At 73.1% G+C, this 18,613-nt stretch carries 15 protein-coding genes and 1 pseudogene; 8 read left to right on the plus strand and 8 right to left on the minus strand.

The features are described from left to right. Positions 1–40 precede the first annotated feature (40 nt). Positions 41–1,582, plus strand: coding sequence for a fibronectin type III domain-containing protein (locus ACIBBD_RS11865; protein WP_399419194.1), 1,542 nt, complete (start codon positions 41–43; stop codon positions 1,580–1,582). After that, the gene (locus ACIBBD_RS11870) at positions 1,579–2,127 is read left to right on the plus strand and encodes an adenylyltransferase/cytidyltransferase family protein (RefSeq protein ID WP_399419195.1); all 549 of its coding nucleotides are present in this window, start codon (positions 1,579–1,581) and stop codon (positions 2,125–2,127) included. The genes ACIBBD_RS11865 and ACIBBD_RS11870 overlap by 4 nt, the downstream gene beginning before the upstream one ends. Here the strand turns inward: ACIBBD_RS11870 and ACIBBD_RS11875 are convergent. Then, a complete protein-coding gene (locus ACIBBD_RS11875) occupies positions 2,017–2,718 on the minus strand; it encodes a CDP-alcohol phosphatidyltransferase family protein (RefSeq protein ID WP_399419196.1) in 702 nt (233 codons plus the stop codon). The two genes, ACIBBD_RS11870 and ACIBBD_RS11875, sit on opposite strands and share 111 nt — an antisense overlap. A 62-nt stretch (positions 2,719–2,780) precedes the next feature. Here ACIBBD_RS11875 and ACIBBD_RS11880 point away from each other — a divergent pair, with 62 nt between their 5' ends. Then, positions 2,781–4,217 carry a glycosyl hydrolase family 28-related protein gene (locus ACIBBD_RS11880; protein ID WP_399419197.1) on the plus strand — a complete coding sequence of 479 codons (1,437 nt, stop codon included), beginning with the start codon at positions 2,781–2,783 and terminating at the stop codon, positions 4,215–4,217. A 46-nt stretch (positions 4,218–4,263) separates the two neighbouring features. On the opposite strand, the gene egtD is transcribed toward ACIBBD_RS11880, so the two are convergent. From egtD to egtA, 4 genes are read right to left on the minus strand one after another with little or no spacing between them, the layout of a single operon-like run. Further along, entirely contained in the window at positions 4,264–5,226 is a 963-nt protein-coding gene (egtD, locus tag ACIBBD_RS11885) for an L-histidine N(alpha)-methyltransferase (RefSeq protein WP_399419198.1), read from the minus strand. Further along, positions 5,223–6,011, minus strand: coding sequence for an ergothioneine biosynthesis protein EgtC (egtC, locus tag ACIBBD_RS11890; protein ID WP_399419199.1), 789 nt, complete (start codon positions 6,009–6,011; stop codon positions 5,223–5,225). The genes egtD and egtC overlap by 4 nt, the downstream gene beginning before the upstream one ends. Continuing rightward, positions 6,011–7,366, minus strand: coding sequence for an ergothioneine biosynthesis protein EgtB (gene egtB / locus ACIBBD_RS11895; RefSeq protein ID WP_399419200.1), 1,356 nt, complete (start codon positions 7,364–7,366; stop codon positions 6,011–6,013). Before egtB ends, egtC begins: the two co-directional genes overlap by 1 nt. Beyond that, positions 7,363–8,670 (minus strand): ergothioneine biosynthesis glutamate--cysteine ligase EgtA, encoded by a 1,308-nt coding sequence (egtA, locus tag ACIBBD_RS11900; protein WP_399419201.1) that lies wholly within the window; start codon positions 8,668–8,670, stop codon positions 7,363–7,365. Before egtA ends, egtB begins: the two co-directional genes overlap by 4 nt. A 317-nt stretch (positions 8,671–8,987) precedes the next feature. Here egtA and ACIBBD_RS11905 point away from each other — a divergent pair, with 317 nt between their 5' ends. Next, positions 8,988–9,815 (plus strand): TIGR02452 family protein, encoded by an 828-nt coding sequence (locus ACIBBD_RS11905; protein ID WP_399419202.1) that lies wholly within the window; start codon positions 8,988–8,990, stop codon positions 9,813–9,815. 46 nt (positions 9,816–9,861) lie between these two features. On the opposite strand, the gene ACIBBD_RS11910 is transcribed toward ACIBBD_RS11905, so the two are convergent. Further along, positions 9,862–10,308 carry a type II toxin-antitoxin system PemK/MazF family toxin gene (locus ACIBBD_RS11910; protein ID WP_399419203.1) on the minus strand — a complete coding sequence of 149 codons (447 nt, stop codon included), beginning with the start codon at positions 10,306–10,308 and terminating at the stop codon, positions 9,862–9,864. Positions 10,309–10,618: 310 nt separating this feature from the next. Then, positions 10,619–12,046 carry an amidase gene (locus ACIBBD_RS11915; protein WP_399419204.1) on the minus strand — a complete coding sequence of 476 codons (1,428 nt, stop codon included), beginning with the start codon at positions 12,044–12,046 and terminating at the stop codon, positions 10,619–10,621. Between the two features lie 224 nt (positions 12,047–12,270). Between ACIBBD_RS11915 and ACIBBD_RS11920 the strand changes: the two genes are divergently transcribed. Together ACIBBD_RS11920 and ACIBBD_RS11925 are read left to right on the plus strand one after the other, a co-directional pair. Beyond that, entirely contained in the window at positions 12,271–13,659 is a 1,389-nt protein-coding gene (locus ACIBBD_RS11920; protein WP_399419205.1) for a glycoside hydrolase family 43 protein, read from the plus strand. Positions 13,660–13,815: 156 nt separating this feature from the next. Next, a pseudogene (locus ACIBBD_RS11925) lies at positions 13,816–14,357 on the plus strand (cellulosome protein); the annotation flags it as partial. A 126-nt stretch (positions 14,358–14,483) separates the two neighbouring features. On the opposite strand, the gene ACIBBD_RS11930 reads toward ACIBBD_RS11925, so the two are convergent. Then, positions 14,484–16,532: a SpoIIE family protein phosphatase gene (locus tag ACIBBD_RS11930; RefSeq protein WP_399419206.1), complete on the minus strand. Its 2,049-nt coding sequence runs from the start codon at positions 16,530–16,532 to the stop codon at positions 14,484–14,486. Between the two features lie 304 nt (positions 16,533–16,836). Here ACIBBD_RS11930 and ACIBBD_RS11935 point away from each other — a divergent pair, with 304 nt between their 5' ends. Beyond that, the gene (locus ACIBBD_RS11935) at positions 16,837–17,661 is read left to right on the plus strand and encodes an SAM-dependent methyltransferase (protein WP_399419207.1); all 825 of its coding nucleotides are present in this window, start codon (positions 16,837–16,839) and stop codon (positions 17,659–17,661) included. 25 nt (positions 17,662–17,686) lie between these two features. Next, on the plus strand, positions 17,687–18,346 hold the full coding sequence (locus ACIBBD_RS11940) for a formylglycine-generating enzyme family protein (protein ID WP_399419208.1): 660 nt from the start codon (positions 17,687–17,689) through the stop codon (positions 18,344–18,346). The last annotated feature ends 267 nt before the right edge of the window (positions 18,347–18,613 follow it).

Consider the following 18,613-nt stretch of genomic DNA (forward strand, 5'->3'; position numbering starts at 1 on the left):
GGCGTCACTCCCCTCACACCACTGCCAACCGGGGTCTCCCTTGCACCTGAGAAAACTCCGTACGAAGCCGGCCGCCAAGGTCGCCGCCACGGCGCTCGTGTGCTGCGCCACCGCCCTGCTCGACGCCCCTCTCGCCGCGGCCGCCGACGGCACACCCGCGTTCTCCGCCGATCCGCTGGCCACCTGGCAGACGGACGGCATCGTCTGGTCGATGGCCGCCGCCAACGGCGTCGTCTACGTCGGAGGGTCCTTCGACAACGTCCGCCCCCCGGGAGCCGCGCCCGGCCAACGGCAGGTCCAGCGTCGCAACTTCGCCGCGTTCGACGCCGCCACCGGCAAACTGCTGCCCTGCGCCCCGGCGTTCACCGGCCACCACCACACCGTGCGGGCCATGAAGGCGTCCGCCGACGGCCGGATGCTGTACGTGGGCGGTTCCTTCGATCACGTCGGATCCACCCGCGTGGCCAACGCGGTCGCCTTCCACACCTCCACCTGCACGCTCAGCAAGAGCTTCCGGCCCCCGGTGTCCGCCACCGTCCGGGCCATCGAGACGACGGACAAGGCGATCTACCTGGGAGGCGACTTCGGCCGCGTCGGCGGCCAGCCCAGGAACCGGGTCGCCGCCCTCACCCCCGGCGGCTCCCTGCTGCCCTTCCGGGCCGACCTCGACCAGTCGGTGCGTGCCCTGTCGGCCGCGCCCACGCACGGCAGGCTCTTCGTCGGAGGCGACTTCGAGTCCGTCAACGGGCAGGGGGCCCGCTCGCTGGTCACCCTGAACCCCACCACCGGCAAAACGGTTCTCTCGTATCCGGGCTGGTTCCCGCCGCAGTCCTCGGTGAAGGCGATCGCACGCGACAGAACCCGGTTCTTCGTGGGCGCCGAGGGCCACGGGCCCGGCATCTTCGACGGCCGGATCGCGGGCCGTCTCACCAACGGCACCATGGTGTGGAAGGACACCTGCCGGGGCGCCACCCAGGCTCTCGTGCCCTACAAGGGCCTTCTCTACAGCGCCTCGCACGCGCACGACTGCAACGAGACGCCCGGAGGGTTCCCGGAGCGCGGGGACCGGCAGCACCTGCTGGTCCAGTCGCTCGACACCCGCAAGATCCTGCACTGGTTCCCCGACACCAACGACGGAGTGGGGGAGCACGTGGGCCCCCGCGCGCTGGCGGTGTCACGGGGCGTGCTGTGGGCGGGCGGTGAGTTCACCCGGGTCAACGACCAGCCGCAGCAGGGCATCACCCGCTTCGGCGCCCGGGACACCGGAGCGCCGAAGGTCCCCACCCTGTCCGTGTCCGACACCGACCCCGGCAAAGCCACCCTCACCTGGCGCGCCACCTGGGACCGGGACGACGCGGCACTGACGTACCGGATCTACCGCGACGGGAAGCTCGTGACGCGGCAGACGAAGGCGTCCACCTACTGGGACCTGCCGCGGATGCAGTACACCGACTCCGCGCCCGCCGGCCGCCACCGGTACGAGATCGAGGTGACGGACGGCACCAACACGTCCTCCAGGTCCTCCCTGACGGTGACCGTGCCGGCGGCCGCCCAGCAGCGAGTGGCGGGTGACCCGCAGTGACCCTCATCGGTTTCGCGCCCGGTGTCTACGACCTGTTCCACATCGGACACCTCAACATCCTGCGTGAGGCGCGCCGGCACTGCGACCGTCTGGTGGCGGGGGTGACCTCCGACGACCTGACCGCGCACCTGAAGGGCCGGGTCCCGGTCGTGCCGCTCGCCGAGCGCCTGGAGATCGTCCGCAGTGTGCGCTACGTCGACGAGGTCGTCGTGGAGTCGGAGGTCGACAAGCTGAAGACGTGGAAGCGGATCGGCTTCCACGTCATCTTCAAGGGCGACGACTGGCGGGGCACGCCCAAGTGGGAGGAGTTCGAGAGGCGTTTCGCGCAGGTCGGCGTCGAGGTCGTCTACTTCCCGTACACCATGCACACCTCCAGCACGCTCCTGCGGGGAGCCCTGGAACTGCTCTCCCGGCAGGAGCAGCCGGCGATCCCCTCAGCGCAGCTCCCGGAACCACTTCACCAGGAAGACGGCCATGAAGACAACGTGGGCCAGCAGCAGCGCGCAGTACACCGTGAGGAAGATGTGCTGGCTTCCCAGGAATAGGAAGCTGACGCAGGTCAGTCCGTAGTCGACCGGCAGCAGCAGTACGGACCGCAGCGCCGGGGCCGACCCGGCCGGAGCTCCGTCCGGTGTCCGCCACTTGAGCTTCTCCGTCAGGATCCCGGCGAAGAAGATCACCACGGCCGCGAGCTGGAAGACCATCGGCGCCAGCAGGTAGGCCGGGCTGGGCAGGTCGAAGAACCGGTAGAACGACACCAGTACCACCAGGTGGAGGGTGACGATCTTGACGCAGTCCAGCACATGGTCGAGCCACTCGCCCGAGGGGCTCCCCGAGCGCTGCCCGCGCGCCAGCTGACCGTCCGCCGCGTCCAGCGCGAACCCCACGGCCAGGGCGGCGCCGACGCCGACCGCCATTTCCGGGCCCGGCGGCAGCAGAGCCACCGCGGCCAGGGCCGGAAAGGTGAACAGGGCGCCGAGGACGGTCAGCTGGTTCGGTGTCGCCCCCACTCGGTAGGCCAGCGCGGCCAGGACCCGGCCGGCCGGGCGGTTGACGAAGCGGGTGTAGAGCGAGACCCCTTTCGCGGGCTTCTGTGCCGCCGACAGCTGTCTGAGCACCTCGGCAAACTCGGTCATTTCCCTCCTTAGATGAGAAATCGGTTGGAAAGAAGGCAATTATGGCAGAACGGGGAGGCGGGATGTCTCGTGTCAGCCGTCGGCAACTTCTGCGTGGCGGCGTGTCGGTGCTCGCCGCGACAGCGCTGACCGCCCACAACGCGTCCGCCGCCGTGGGACCGGAACGCGGACCGGACGTGCCGCACGGCCCCGTCGGTCCCGGGCGAGGCGGCTCGAAGGCCCGGCTGCCGCTCGTCATCAACGTGGCCGACCTCGGAGCCGTGGGCGACGGACGGACCGATGACAGCACGGCGTTCGAGATCGCCTACTCGCTCGCGGCCTCCCGGGTCTCCCGCGGGGTGGGGCGCACGGTGATCGAGATCCCCGCCGGAGAGTTCCTCATCACCCGCCCGCACGCACTGCTGAACGGCGTCGCCCCGTTGCAGGCGGCCAACGGCCTGCGCGTCTGCGGGGCGGGCAAGCGCATGACCACACTCGTCTTCCGCCCGGCCAACGGCCCGGGCTCCTACCTGTGCCGCAACGAGGACATCTGGTCCAACCTCTCCTTCGAGCGCATGCAGTTCCGCTCGGCCACGCCGGGTGCCTCCTTCTTCAGCTCGTACTCCACGGGACAGGCGCAGGACTACCGCTTCTCGGAGTGCGAGTGGATGGGGGAGTGGGAGTACGGGCTCGTCCTGGACGGCACGGACACCAACTCGGAGATGCGCTGGGAGGCGTGCCGGGTCGGCGGCAGCTACCGACGGGCCTTCCTGTACTCCGGTCTGTCACGACGCCGGCAGGGGGACCCCAACGACCAGGACCAGTTCCTCAACTACTGGTTCACCGACATGAAGGTCGAGTACGAGTGGGGCAACTTCCTGGAGTTCCCCTACGGCGGTTCGATCACCTGCCGGGGCGGCTCGTACATCATCACCGGCACACGGCCCCGGAGCACCGAGGAGTACGGCACCACCAGCACGTTCTTCCGGTTCCCCGTCGCGCAGCACCACGACTCGGTGCAGCGGTTCCACGCCGAGGACATCCGGTTCGAGGTCCGCAACCCGGACGTGCGGATCATCGACTGCACGTGGAAGAGCGGAACGGTCCACTTCAGTGACTGCGACGACACCGGGATCGCCTTCAAGGACTTCTCCGGCGACGTCGTTCCGCACCGCTACACGGTGGGGCCGCGAGGGCCGCTGATCCGGTACGACTCCTGCCAGCTGGTGGGCCGTCACGAGTACCGGACGGAGGGCCCGCCGGACGCCCTGCCGTCCGTGGCCCGCTACGACATGTGTCTGCTGCGCAGCCACCCGGTGAGCGAGTTCCTGGTCACCGAAGGCGTCGAACGGCCCGACTTCGTCAGTTTCGTCGACTGCCTGGACGGATCCGGCCAGGACGACGCACCGGCGCCGGCCCCACCGCGCGCCCCGGACTCGACGATCGGTCCGGCACCGCAAGCGAGTGCGACGCCGCCGGCCGGCCGGCCGGTCGCACCGTCCCCGGCCCAGGTCCGCTGAGGCCCGTCGGGGCCGGCGAGGGACGCCGGCCCCGACGGATCCACCGTCAGCGCACCACGCTCAGCGACAGCGCGAAACGCCCCTGGCGGTCCGTCCACCAGTGCGTCAGTTCCAGCCCCACGCCGGACAGTTCGGCCCGCACCCCCTCCTCCCGGAACTTCGCCGACACCTCCGTGCGCAGTTCCTCGCCCGCCGCGAAGTCGACGGCGAGGTCGAGCGCGGGGATCTTGACCGTCTGCGCCGTACGGGACCGCAGCCGCATCTCGATCCACTCGTTCCGGGCGTCCCACAGGGCGACGTGGTCGAAGGCACCGGGGTCGAAGTCGGCGCCCAGCTCGCGGTTGACGACCGTCAGGACGTTCCTGTTGAACGCGGCCGTCACCCCGGCCGCGTCGTCGTACGCCCGCACCAGCACCCCCTCGTCCTTCACCAGGTCGGTGCCGAGCAGCAGCGCGTCACCCGGCGCGAGCAGGGCGCGGACCGAGGCGAGGAAGGCCGCCCGCTCGTCCGGCAGCAGGTTGCCGACGGTGCCCCCGAGGAACGCCAGCAGACGCGGGCCCGGGGTGTCCGGCAGCGTCAGCGGGGCGGTGAAGTCGGCGATGAGGGCGTGGACGCCGAGGCCGGGACGCTCGGAGACCAGCGCGTGTCCGGCCCGGGTGAGGGCGCTCTCGCTGACGTCCACGGGCACGTACGTGCGCAGTCCGGTCAGCGCCGCGATCAGGTGGCGGGTCTTCTCCGAGGAACCCGAACCCAGTTCCACGAGGGTGCGGGCGCCGGCCGCGGCGGCGATCTCGGCCGAGCGGTCCACGAGGATCTCCCGCTCGGCGCGGGTCGGGTAGTACTCGGGCAACTCGGTGATCCGGTCGAACAGTTCGCTGCCGTGCGCGTCGTAGAACCACTTCGGCGGCAGCGTCTTGGGAGTGGCGGTGAGGCCGTGCCGGACGTCGGCGCGCAGGGCGGCGTCCGTGGCGTCCTCGGGCAGGGTGCGGGTGATGTGGAACGGACTCACGTGCCGGTCTCCTCGGTGGGTACGGGTGCCGCGTCCGCGTCCGGGTCCTTGAGCGGGGTCAGCAGGACCTCGGTCCGGGTCGCCACGAGCAGGGTGCGGTCGGGGACCTCCCGCCAGCGCGGATCGTCGTCGTGGGGCTCGGAGGCCACCACCGCGCGGCCGGGCTCCGCCAGGTACCAGAGGGTGTCGCCCCAGGCCGTCGCGGTGATCGTCGCGCCGTCGGTGAGCAGGAGGTTGAGGCGGGAGCCGGGGGCCGCCGCGGCGACCTCCTGCACGGTGTCCGCCAGCGCCTGCCCCTCCGCGTCCCCGGCACGCAGCCGGGCGAGGACCAGCGCCCACACGAACGCCGAGTCGTTGCGGGCCTCCATCGACAGCACGTCGGCCGCCGGCAGGGTCCGCGCCAGGGACTCCAGGGACCCGGGCCATCCCCGGACCGCCCCGTTGTGGCTGAACAGCCAGGTCCCGGCGGCGAACGGCGCCGCGGCCGCCTCCGCGTCCGCCCCGGCGAGCGTCGCGTCCCGTACGGCGGCCAGCAGGGCCCCGGTCCGGACGACGCGGGCCAGGTCGGCGAAGGACAGGTCCGCCCAGATGGGGCCGGCCCGGCGGTAGCGGGCCGGCACCGGATCACCCTCGGCGTACCAGCCCACCCCGAAACCGTCGGCGTTGACCGTGCCGTGACGCTGCCGCCGGGGGGCCCACGACTGGCGGTACAGGGCGTGCGGGGGCTCCACGAGGAGCCGGCCGAGTGGCTCCCCGGGCCCCACGTAGGCCACATGGCGGCACATCAGACGGCCCCCGAGCGGGCCGTGCGGAAGCCGGAGAAGATCTGCCGCCGGACGGGGTGGTCCCAGTTGCGGAACGTGCCCCGGCAGGCGACCGGGTCCACCGCGAACGAACCGCCGCGCAGCACCTTGTACTCGGGCCCGAAGAACACCTCCGAGTACTCCTTGTAGGGGAACGCCCGGAAGCCCGGGTAGGGCAGGAAGTCGCTCGCCGTCCACTCCCACACGTCGCCGATCAGCTGCCGTACGCCGAGCGGCGACTCACCCGCCGGATAGCTGCCGGCGGGGGCCGGGCGCAGGTGCCGCTGGCCCAGGTTGGCGTGCTCGGGCGCGGGGTCGGCGTCGCCCCACGGATAGCGCGTCGAGCCGCCGGTCGCCGGGTCGTACCGGGCCGCCTTCTCCCACTCGGCCTCGGTGGGCAGCCGCCGTCCGGCCCAGCGGGCGTAGGCGTCCGCCTCGTACCAGCACACGTGCAGCACCGGCTCGTCGGGCGGTACGACCTCGGTGACGCCGAAGCGGCGCCGCAGCCACTGCTTCCCCTCGCGCCGCCAGAACAGCGGGGCCCGCAGGGAGTGCCGGCGGACGTGGGCCCAGCCTTCCCTGGTCCACCAGCGTGCGTCGTCGTAGCCGCCGTCGTCGATGAACGCCTGGTACGCGCCGTTCGTCACCGGCGTCGTGTCGATGAAGAACGGCGCCACCTCGCGCGGGTGCGCGGGCCGTTCGTTGTCCAGCGCCCACGGCTCGTCGGAGGTGCCCATCGTGAAGGGGCCACCCGGGACGAGGACTTCGGACGGGCCGGTGAACAGCGGCGCCGGGACCGGGTCGGGGGCGGTCAGGGCCTGCGGGCCCCGGCGCAGCTGATGGGTGATCAGCATCGTCTCGTCGTGCTGCTGCTCGTGCTGCGCGATCATCCCGAAGGCGAATCCGGCCTCCGTCAGGCGCGTGCCGTGGAAGTCGGCCGACTCCAGCACGTCCAGGGCCCGCCCGCGCACCTCCGCCGCGTACCGGCGGGCCTCGTCGGGCGGCAGCAGCGGCAGCGAGGGCCGCTCGGAGCGAGGGTGCTCGAACGCGTCGTACAGGCCGTCGATCTCGGGGCGCATCGGCTCGCGGCCGGCCACCCTGCGCAGGAGCCAGAGCTCCTCCTGGTTGCCGATGTGCGCGAGGTCCCACACCAGCGGGGACATCAGCGGGGAGTGCTGGGCGGTGAGGTCGGGGTCCTCGACGCAGTCGGTCAGCAGGGCGGTGCGCTCACGGGCGGTGGTGAGGGTGGTCAGCGCCCGCTTGCGGAGCGCCTCTATGTCGGCGGTCCCGACGTCGGCGGTGGCGATGTCGGGGGTCTCGGGGGCGGGGCCGGTCATGGGCGGATGTCCTTCCCGTGTGCGCGACCGTCCGTGGCGCGCAGGCGGTCCAGCTGGTCGTCGGCGGGGCAGCGGCCCGGCAGGACGTAGCGGTCCCGGTAGGCGGTGACGGCCTCGATGACGGCGGGGGCCGCGCCGAGCCGGGGCAGCGCCTCCAGGGCCGCCGTGAAGCAGGCGACGGCGACCTCGTGCAGTTCGGGGTCGGTCAGCCCGGCGCGGGCGGCGTCGGTCCACAGCGGGTTGTGCGGGGCCGGCAGCGACAGCGCCCGCTCCGCCAGGGGCTTCACCGCGCGACAGGCGCTCTCGGCCGCCTCCGGGTCGTCGAACAGTGCCGTCGTCACGGCGACCGGCACGATCCAGCCGTCGTCGCCGGGCTGCGCGTCGATCATGCGCAGCTCCAGGTGGCCGCGTGGCCGGACCGGCGGGAAGAGCGTGGAGACGTGGTAGTCGAGGTCCGCCCGGGTGGGCGATCCCGTCCGGATCCACTCCCGGAACGTCATCCCGTCGGGCACGTCCCACGGCCCGCTGTCGCGCCGTACGCACATCACCGGCGAGTCCAGGACGTGCCGGGACCAGGCCGCGCGCGGCTCGGTGTCGGGGTCGGGGGCACCCGCTCGGCCGGCGCCGATCTCCGTCCACAGCAGCTGCCGGGTGGAGCGCCAGCCGGTGGGGGCACCGGCGAGCAGCGGGGAGTTGGCGAAGGCGGCGACGAGGACGGCGCCCAGGGTGTGCGCCAGCCACCAGCGCCGTTCGTACCCCAGCGGGCCCGGCTCCTCGTACCCGGCGTCCAGACAGACCTGGACGGAGGCCGAGGTGCACATCATGGCGCGGCCGGCCGGGCCGGTGCGGTCGAGGTACGCCTCCATGGCGTCGTAGCGGGGTTCGCGCAGGAACCGGCGGGGCGGGTGCCAGGGATCGGTGCCGATGCCGGAGAGGGCGAGTCCCGCCTCGCGCAGGACCGCGCGGACGGCGTCCAGGTCGGCGGAGAGGGTGCCCACGCACTCCGTCAGGGAGGCGGCGGGCGGCGAGCTGAGCTCCAGCTGGCCACCGGGTTCGACGGTCAGCGCCGAGCTCAGGGGCACGGTCCGCAGGGCGGCGTAGGCCGCCTCGAGTCGTTCGGGTGTCACGGGGAGCTGCGGTGCGCGCAGCTCGTGGACGAGCCATTCCACCTCGACCCCGACGGTGCGGGGCGGGCCGGTCTTGAAGCAGATGCCCCTGACCAGGGCCTCCACCTCGGCTTCGGTGAGGGCTGTACCGGGCTTCGGACAGTCACCCACCGAAGGAGAACTGGTTATGTCGGACATGTCGGGATCCTCCTGAGATTCCACCATGCCACCGGTCCGGTGTCGGTGGAGCCGGACCGGCACCACTCGTCCTACCCAAGACCCTCGAAGTGATTCACACAAGGGTGCACAACGGCACTTTCGGGACCGGGAACCTCCTATTCCGTGCTGTTTCCAGGCTGTTTTCGGCCTGTCCCCGACGCGTTCCCGCGCCGGGAAACCCGGTTGCACCGCCCGTCCAGGATCGCCGACGATGCGTGCATGAGCACGACGGGGGAGACGCGCGGGACGGGAGAGGCCGCGCGGCGCGCGGTCGCGGCGCCCACGGGGGTGGCGCCGTGAGCGCGCGGCTGCGGGGCATCGCCCGCGAGACCGAGGGGATCGTCGCGGCGGGCGCCTACCGGGCGCCGGACGGGCGTGAGGTCTCCCTCGCGGCGGCGATCGCGGCGGCGCGCGAGGGGACGCGGACGTGGGGGCCGGACCCGGTCCCGGTGCCCGACGCCCCCGGCGCGGACACCCTCGTCGAGGTCACCGGCGAGAGCAGCACGGAAGCCGTCCGCCGACTCGCGCGGGACGCACCCGCCGCGGTGCTGAACTTCGCCTCCGCGCGCAACCCCGGCGGCGGCTACCTCAACGGCGCCCAGGCCCAGGAGGAAGCCCTGTGCCGCGCCTCGGCGCTGTACACCTGCCTCCTGGAGGCCCGGGAGTTCTACGACCACCACAGAGCCCACCGCGACCCGTTCTACACGGACCGGGTCGTCCACGCCCCGGCCGTGCCCGTCTTCCGTGACGACCGGGGCCGGCTCCTGGACGAGTCCTGCACCGCCGGCTTCCTGACGGCCGCCGCGCCGAACGCCGGGGTGGTGCTCCGTACGGCGCCGCAGCGCGCGCCCGAGCTGCCGCGCGCCCTGGCCGTCCGCGCCGAGCGCGTTCTGGAGACGGCCGCCGCCCACGGCTACCGGCGGCTGGTCCTCGGCGCGTGGGGGTGCGGGGTGTTCCGCAACGACCCCGCGCAGGTGGCGGGGGCGTTCCGGGCGTTGCTGGGGCCCGGCGGGCGGTTCGAGCGGACCTTCGACCACGTGGTCTTCGGGGTGCTGGACCGCACGCCGGGGACGGTGGTGCGAGGCGCCTTCGAGAAGGCCTTCGGCCGGGGCGCCCCCTCATGAGCCGGGGGAACCCGCGCGCAGACGCCGATGGGGGCCTGACGGGACCTCAGGTCCAGCCGTAGCGCTCGCGCAGCCGGTGCCGCACCAGATTGAACCGCATCCGGTCCAGCGCGCACGCCTCCCGGCGCATGCCCCGCTCGTGCAGCCGCAGGACGCGGTCCACGTCGACCCAGGAGTCGCGACCGGACCGGTCCCACGGCCCGCTGCCGATGGGCACCCACTCGCGGTCGCCGTCGTGCCGCTTGCTGGACAGCTGCACGGCCAGGAAGGTCCCGCCCGCCTCCCGGGCGACGACGAGCACCGGGCGGTCCTTGCCCCGTCCGTCGTTCTCCTCGAAGGGGACCCAGGTCCAGACGACCTCACCGGGATCGGGGTCGCCGTCGTGCGCGGGGGAGTACTCGGTGCGCACCCGGCCGACCTCGCGGGGGTCGGCCTCGGTGGTGGCGGAGGGGCCGAAACGGCCCGGGACGTTCTCTTCGGTAAACGCGGTCACGCAGGCACCTTAGACGTCCTTTCAGCCGGTGAGTCGGTGAGTCGGCGACGAACGATGAGGGCTGCGGCTGTGCCGGCGAAGGCGAGGAATGTGCTTGGCCTCGCGTTCGCGGCGCCGGTGCGGGCGTCTGCGGCAGGCCGGCCACGATGCCGCGGCGCCGGGCGGCGCCGTGAGCGAGATGTGCCCTCGACTCGTCAACAGCCCCCTGTTGTCGACGTCGCTGCAGACGGACGCCCCGGTGGCGTGACCGGTCCTCGGCGGGAGGTGCTCCACGGCCGTCACCACAGTGCCGGGGACGGGCGGAACACCGTCATCCGGCCGCCGCGTTCGTGACCGGCTCGGGCTGCGGCGGCCACAGCTCGTGCCAGCGCAGCTCCGCCTCCAGCTGCGCGGCCAGCGACAGCAGCAGCGGTTCGCTGTTGGCCGGGCCGAGCAGCTGCGCCCCGACCGGCAGCCCGCCGGGCGCGAAGCCCGCGGGCACGTTGACGCCGGGCCACCCGAGGACGTTCCACGGCCAGGCGTACGGGCACGCGGCGATGATGGCGCGGTCGGTGGCGAACCCGCTGAGGTCCAGCATGGCGCCGATCCGGGGCGGGGGAGCGGCGGTCGTCGGCGCGAGGACCACGTCGTACGTCGCGAAGAAGGCGCCGATACGGCGGTGCAGGGCCGCTTCGGCGCGCCGGGCGGCCCGCAGCGGGGTGCCGCCGAGGAGCCGGCCCAGCCGGGCGGTGCCACGGGTGCGCCGGTCGAGCAGCGCGGGGAAGGGCGCCTCGGCGACCCACTCGGCGATGCCCGCGGTCGCCCGGGGCACGAAGGTCAGCCCGATCTGCCCGTACGGCGGGTCGGCCTCCTCGACGGTGTGCCCCAGGTCGGCCAGTTTCCCGGCGACCTCGACGACCCGGGCGCGCACCTCGGGCCGCAGCCGGGCGGGCACGGCGGTGAACGGCGGCTTCAGCGCGAGCGCGATCCGCAGCCGGCCGGGGTCGCGGCCGACGGCGGCGCGGGCGTCGACGGCGGGCGGCCGGTGCGGATCGCGTGCGTGGTTGCCGCCGGCCGCGTCCAGCAGGAGGGCCGCGTCGGCGACGGTCCTGGCCAGCGTGCCGTTGACGGTGATGCCCTGGAAGGACTCGCCGCGCGGCCAGGTGGAGATGCGGCCGCGCTGCGGCTTGATGCCGACGAGGTGGGTCCAGGAGGCCGGGATGCGGACCGAGCCGGCGCCGTCGGAGCCGAGCGCGGCCGGCACCAGGCCCGCCGCGACCGCGGCCGCCGAGCCGCCGGAGGAGCCGCCCGGGGTGTGGTCGGTGTTCCAGGGATTGCGGGTCGCGCCGAAGGCGGGGCCCTCGGTGAACGGCCACTGCCCGAGTTCGCAGGTGTTGGTCTTGCCGACGATGACGGCACCGGCCGCGCGCAGTCGCCGTACCGCCTCCCCGTCCTCGGCGACCACCGGGTGGTCGCCCTGGCAGCCGAAGGCGGTCGGCTCGCCCGCCACGTCCATGTCGTCCTTGACGGCGACCGGCACGCCGAGCAGGGGTCTGCGCACCCCGGCGGCCAGCTCCCGGTCCGCGGCCTCGGCCTCGGCGAGCGCGGCCTCGGCCCGCACGATCCGGAAGGCGTTGAGAATGCCCTGCGTCGCCTCGATCCGCGCCAGGGCCCGCTCGACCAGCGTGCGGGAGGACACCTCCCCCTCGGCGAGCGCGCGGGCGCTGTCCGCCAGGCCTGCGGAACGGTCGAGCGTCATGCGGGACACCTCCGGGAGCACGTGGTCTACCGAACGGTAACGTCCGGAGGGGGACGACGGAACGACCCTCGCGCGGAGGTGAGCCCATTGGCGGCACGGCATCCCGCACGGCCCTTCCCGTTCTGCGCAAAGCATTGACGGGCCGGTGCCCCACCCCTACCTTCTGATCGACTTTCCGAACCTTGTTCGGCATGTCGAACCCTGAGTCGTAGGGAGAGCCGTTCATGACCACCCGTCCCCCCGCCCCGTCCCGCCGCACCCTGCTGCGCGCGATGGCCGTCCTGCCCGCCTCGGCGCTCGTACTCGGCGAGGCGCCCGGCCTGCTCGGCACGGCCCTCGCCGCCGCCCCGCCCAGCGGCTCGGCCACCCGCTACACCATCGTGCCGTTCCTCAACAGCACCGACGGCACGGTCAACGTCTACCAGTCGGACGACGCCACCGACTTCCGGCTCGTGAAGTCCTCGGCCTACACCCCGCCGAGCAACCGCATCCGCGACGCGAGCATTTTCAAGCACACCAACGGCTACTACTACATCACCTACACCACCCACACCTGGCAGGACGTCAGCACCACGATCGGCTTCGCCCGCAGCACCGACCGGGTCAACTGGACCTTCCTGTACGACTACACGGTCCCGGTCGCGAACCTGTCCCGCGCCTGGGCGCCGGAGTGGTTCGTCGACAGCGACGGCAGCGTGAACGTCATCGTGTCCTGCTCGACCACGGACGACGAGTGGATCTTCACCCCGTACCTGCTGAAGGCCACCGACTCGGCCCTGACCACATGGAGTTCACCGGTGGCCCTGTCCGGCATCGGCGAGAACCACATCGACACCTTCATCGTGAAGCTCGGCTCGACCTACCACGCCTTCACCAAGAACGAGACGACCAAGTACATCGAGTACGGCACCGCGACGAGCCTCGCCGGCCCCTACACCATCTCCCGGACCGGCAACTGGGCCGGCTGGGGCAGCTACCGCGAGGGGCCGGCCCTCGTCCAGCTCGACAACGGCGCCTGGCGGATCTTCTTCGACGGCTACGGCGACGGCAATTACTACTACAGCGACAGCTACGACACCTTCGCCACCTGGAGCACCCCCAAGGCCCTGCCGGGCGTCTCGGGCACGGCACGCCACTTCACCGTCATCAAGGAGACGGTCTCCGGTGGAGTCGGCCTGGCGAAGAACGTCACCCGCTCCCTCCGGTCCGCCAACTACACCACCCGCTACTGGCAGGAGCAGTCCTCGCTGCTCAACCTCCCGGTGGTGACCTCGGCCAGTACGACCGCCGAGAAGCAGAACGCCACCTTCACCCTCGTGCCCGGCCTGGCCGACGCCAACGGCTTCTCCTTCCGTGACGCGGCCGGCAACTACCTGCGCCACTACTCCTTCCGCGGCCGCTTCGACCCCGACGACGGCACGTCGACCTTCGCCCGGGACGCCACGTTCATCGCCCGCACGGGCACGGCGAGCGGCTCGGTGCGCTTCGAGTCGTACAACTACCCCGGCTACTACCTGCGCCACTACAACTACCAACTGCGGGTGGAGCAGACGGACGGCACGGACCTGTTCCGGCAGGACAGCTCGTTCGTGCCGGTGACGAGCTGGGCCTGACGGGGCGACACACGCCCGGCCGGCACGCGCCCGTACCGCCGGCCGGGTCCGGCGCCCGTTCCGCCCGCCGGTGACAGGCGCGCGGAGAAGCCGGCACACAACCGCCTTGGTCCCGCAGCCCTTCTCGGAGCGACCGCCATGGCAGCCACCCTTCCGATGTTCGAGCGGAACAAGGTGTACGCCAACATGGCCTACTGGGACGCCGCCGGCAACCTCGGCGGCCATGTGGTGCGCTCCTGCATCCCCAACGGCGGCTGGTGGTTCCTGCGCTGGTACGCCGGCCTGACCGGCGACAGCGTCAGGGTCACCCCGCCGCGGCCGAACACCGTCGACACCCTCCAGGGCCTCGCCTCCCTCGACACCTCCCGCCGCCAGGCGCAGGTCCTGCTCGGCGGCTGCGCGGACGACGTCGACGTCGTCCGCGGCGTCTCCCGGCCGGTGTTCGGCCGTACGGTCACCGTGACCGTCGCCGAGGCCGCCTGGTCCGGCTACGAGGGACCGCACCCGGCCCCGCGCGTCCTCGCCCGCACGAAGGCGGCGGTGGCCGACGACGGCTCGGTGACCGTCGCGCCGCGCGGCCCGCACCGGATGTCCGCGTACCGGATCGTCCTCACCCCCGGCGGCTCGGGCACCCCGCGCCCGCCTCCGTCCCCTGGTCGGCGTCGAACGAGGCCCAGGACGCGGCCCTCACCGACGGCGCTGCTGGTCGTCCACTACGCGCACGACGACCGGCGCGACAACGGCCACGCCTACCACACCGACATCGTCTATCCCGGTGAGGGCGATGCCCGCCGTGACTGTCCGCACCTCCTCCAGCTCCGCGCTCAGCCGCGGACGCGGACCAGGAGGAGGGCGACGTCGTCGTCGGGTTCGGGACGCAGGGCGCCGAGGAGGCTGTCGCTGGTCCGTTCCAGACAGTCACCCGGGTTCTGGAGGAACCGCGTCAGGGTGCCGAGGCCGGTGTCGATCGGCTCCCCCCGGTTCTCGACCAGCCCGTCGGTGTAGAGGGCGAGAAGTGAGCCGGGGGCCAGCTCCAGTTCCACCGTGCCGAAGTCCACGCCGCCCACCCCGAGCGGTACGCCCGTGGGCACGTCGACGAGTTCCGCGGTGCCGTCCGTCCTGACCAGCACCGGCGGCAGGTGGCCGGCGCTGGACAGCTCGCAGGTGCCGCGCCGCAGGTCGCACACGGCGTAGACGCACGTGGCGATCGCGTCGCCCAGTGAGCCCGCGATGTCGTCGAGGTGCCGCAGCAGCTCGGCGGGCGGCAGGTCGAGGCGGGCCAGCGCCCGGGTGGCGGTGCTCAACTGCCCCATGATGGCGGCCGCCTGGACGCCCTTGCCCATCACGTCCCCCACCACGAGCCCGGTGCGCTGCGGCCCCAGTGGCAGCACGTCGTACCAGTCGCCGCCGACCTCGCTCAGCGCGGGCCGGTAACGGGCGGCGATGTCGAGCCCCTCCCGCTGGGCCGGCGCCGACGGCAGCAGGCTGCGCTGGAGCGTCAGGGCGGTGGTGCGTTCGCGTCCGTACAGCCGGGCGTTGTCGATGCAGATCGCGGCCCGTGCGGCGAGCTCCGAGGCGAGGAGGCGGTCCTGCTCGTCGAAGGGGCGGTCGTTGACCGTGCGGTAGAGACTGAGGGTGCCGAGCACCCGTCCCCGGGCCATCAGCGGCAGCGCCAGGTAGGAGTGGACGCCGGCCTCGTGCAGTGTCTGGGCGGCCCGCGCGTCCCGGGCGATGCGCCGCATGATCCGGGCGTCCACCCGCTCGACGAGCACCGGCCGGGCGTTGCGGACGCACTGGGTGATGATCCGCGAGGAGCCGTAGGTGGCCAGCTCCCCGACCGGGTCGGCGGCGTGGATGGCGTCGGTGGGGTAGCCCGCCGCCACGGCCAGCGCCCGGAACTCGGCGGGGGCGCGCCCCGTGACGGGCGTGATGGTGCCGTGGGCCACGACGGATTCGAGGACGTCGACGGCCGCCAGGTCGGCCACGTGCGGCACGGTCACGCCGGCCAGCTCCCGCGCGGTCTGCCGCAGGTCCAGGGTGGTGCCGATCCGCACTCCGGCGTCCGCGATCACGGACAGGCGCTGCCGGGCCTGGGCGACCTCGGCCGCCGCCTGCTGGCGTTCGGTGACGTCCAGGACGGACACCGCCAGACCGAGGACCCGGCCGCTGGTGTCCTCGATGCGGTGGTACGACTCCGAGTACGCGCGGTCCTCGGCGTCAGCGGCCGTACGGCCGACGGTCTGCTGGTCGAGCAGGGGCGTGCCGGTCGCCAGCACGTGCCGCATACGGGCCTCGATGGCCTCCACGTCCAGGCCCGGCAGCACCTCGCCCACCCGGCGGCCCACCACGGCCGACTCGGGTACGCCGTTCATGCGCTCGAGTGAGGGATTGACCCCCACCCAGCGCAGGTCGGTGTCGAAGACGGCGATGCCGATGGGGGACTGGTTGACCAGGCTGTGGGAGAGCGCGAGATCCCGCTCGACGCCCCGCACGGTCGGCGCGTCGGTGGCGAGGCCGAGCAGGTGGGGCTGTCCGTCGCGGTCGAGCAGGCGCATCGTCCGGAACTCGACGGGGCGTTCCGTGCCGTCCCGGTGCCGCAGCGGGAAGACGCCCGCCCACCGGGCCCCCGAACGGACCTGGGCGAACAGTTCCCTGCCCCGCGGCCGGTTCTCGGGGGCGATCAGGAGCGTGTCCGCACGCTGCCCCAGGGCCTCCTCCGCGGAGTGGCCGAGCAGCTGCTCGATCTCGGGGCTCCACAGGGCGATGTGCCCGGTCCTGTCCAGCACCACGGCCGCGACCTTCAGCAGGTCCAGCAGCCCGCCCGGCGCGGCCGTGACCTCGTCGCCGTCCGTGGTCACATGTCCGCGCGTCACGTGCCGCTCCCTCCGGCGCGGCGAACGAAACCGCCAAGATCCGTACTGATGGCCATCCGATTAGGTCACAGAACGGTCGGGAGGGCAACACTGTCGCCGCGGGAGACGACCGTCACCCGTGCGGCCCGCAGACAGGGGGCCGATGTCGGACGCCGCGGGGATCCCCGCGAACCGTCCCCGCCGAAAATGGCCGAAACGGCATGCCGTCCCGGTGGCAGGAACGCACCCAACGTCCTTTGCCCGTACGAAAGTCGGCCTAGGTTGGGAAACCGATCACCGACGTGCACGCGCAGGAGGCTCAGCTGTGCCCGATTCCACCGACCGGACCAACGGCAGCGGGACGGCGCCCGCCCGGATCGACACGTCCATACCGCACTCGGCCCGCTTCTGGAACTACTTCGTCGGCGGCAAGGACCACTACGAGGTCGACCGCGAGATCGGTGACCGGATCAAGGAGATCTTCCCCGGCCTGGTCGACGTGGCCGTCGCCGGCCGGCGCTTCCTGGGGCGCGCCGTCCGCCACCTGGCCGGAGACCGGGGGATCCGGCAGTTCCTGGACATCGGCACCGGCCTGCCGACCGCCGACAACACCCATGAGGTCGCGCAGCGTGTCGCCCCGGACGCCCGGATCGTGTACGTCGACAACGACCCCGTCGTGCTGGCCCACGCCAACGCCCTGCTCACCAGCGCGCCCGAGGGCAGGACCGCCTACCTGGACGCCGACCTGTACGACCCGGAGGCCGTGCTGGCGGCCGCCGCGGACACCCTGGACCTCTCCCGGCCGGTCGCCCTGATGATCCTCAACACGCTGGGGCACGTCGCCGACGGCGAGCAGGCCCGCGACCTGGTGCGCCGGCTCATGGCGGGTCTTCCCCCGGGGAGCCACCTCGTGATCAGCGACAGCACCGCCACCAGCGAGGGCATGATCGCCGCGTCCGCGGCGTACAACGCGAGCGGCGCCGTGCCGTACCACGTGCGCCGCGTCGAGGAGCTCGCCGGCTTCTTCGACGGGCTGGAACTGGTCGACCCGGGCGTCGTCCAGGTGACCCGGTGGCGTCCGGACCCCGGTGACACGGCAGGTCCCGCCGTGCACGTCGACGCCTACTGCGGGGTGGGCCGCAAGGCGTAGCGCCCGGGGGTGGGATGATCCGATCATGGACACGGGGGCGGAGTACGAGACGGTGCGGATCGCGGCGGGCCGGGTCACGCTGACGGACCGGCGGACCCGGCGGACCTGGACGGTGGAGCCGGAGCCCTACCGGCTCGGGGTGTACCCGGTCACCCGGGAGCTGTACGCCCGGGTCACCGGCCGGCCGTCGGACGGCGGCGACCGACTGCCGGTCGAGGGCGTCTCCTGGTGGGACGCGGTGCGTTTCTGCAACGCCCTGTCCCTGCGCGAGGGCCTCACCCCCGCCTACGACGTCCGGTCCGACGGCGGGACCGTCGCCTGGGACGCCTCGGCCGACGGCTACCGGCTGCCGACCGAGGCGGAGTGGGAGCACGCCTGCCGGGCCGGCACCACGGGACCGCGCTACGGCCCCCTCGACGCCGTCGCCTGGTTCCGCGGCAACTCGGGGGAGCGGATCCACGAGGTCGGCGGCAGGCAGCCCAACGCATGGGGCCTGCACGACATGCTCGGCAACGTCTGGGAGTGGTGCTGGGACCTCTACGACCCCGAGGTCTACGGCACCTACCGGGTGCTGCGCGGCGGCGGCTGGTTCGACGAGCACTGGAGCTGCCGGGCCTCCGTGCGGCGCCGCAGCCACCCCACCTTCCGGGTGGACGACGTCGGGTTCCGGGTCGCCCGATCCTGAAGGGGCGCGGGGAACCGCACGAGGGGCCGCGGACGGCCGCCACCCGCCGACGGCGCTCGACCGCGCTGCACGACTGTGCCGGGGCCTCTCCGGCGCCGGGACCGACGGGCCCGGTGGCTCACGGCCGTGCCGCCGCCGCATCGGCAGCGCCGGGTGCAGCCGCAGCCGCCCCTGCGGGGTGGGCACCGGCCGGCCCGGCGGGTGCTCGGCGTGGGTGAGGCGGTCCTGGAGCGGGGCGTGGGCGGCCAGGACGGCGACGGGCCGGGC

Origin of the sequence: Streptomyces sp. NPDC051315, from assembly GCF_044455165.1 — a bacterium.
Classification (GTDB): Bacteria; Actinomycetota; Actinomycetes; order Streptomycetales; family Streptomycetaceae; genus Streptomyces.

What these genes read in the sequence shown, in the direction of transcription:
- egtA (WP_399419201.1), bottom strand. Translation starts at nt 8,670, where the DNA reads ATGTCCGACATAACCAGTTCTCCTTCGGTGGGTGACTGTCCGAAGCCC.
- ACIBBD_RS11880 (WP_399419197.1), top strand. Translation starts at nt 2,781, where the DNA reads ATGTCTCGTGTCAGCCGTCGGCAACTTCTGCGTGGCGGCGTGTCGGTG.
- ACIBBD_RS11940 (WP_399419208.1), top strand. Translation starts at nt 17,687, where the DNA reads ATGGACACGGGGGCGGAGTACGAGACGGTGCGGATCGCGGCGGGCCGG.
- ACIBBD_RS11920 (WP_399419205.1), top strand. Translation starts at nt 12,271, where the DNA reads ATGACCACCCGTCCCCCCGCCCCGTCCCGCCGCACCCTGCTGCGCGCG.
- egtC (WP_399419199.1), bottom strand. Translation starts at nt 6,011, where the DNA reads ATGTGCCGCCATGTGGCCTACGTGGGGCCCGGGGAGCCACTCGGCCGG.
- ACIBBD_RS11915 (WP_399419204.1), bottom strand. Translation starts at nt 12,046, where the DNA reads ATGACGCTCGACCGTTCCGCAGGCCTGGCGGACAGCGCCCGCGCGCTC.
- ACIBBD_RS11875 (WP_399419196.1), bottom strand. Translation starts at nt 2,718, where the DNA reads ATGACCGAGTTTGCCGAGGTGCTCAGACAGCTGTCGGCGGCACAGAAG.
- egtB (WP_399419200.1), bottom strand. Translation starts at nt 7,366, where the DNA reads ATGACCGGCCCCGCCCCCGAGACCCCCGACATCGCCACCGCCGACGTC.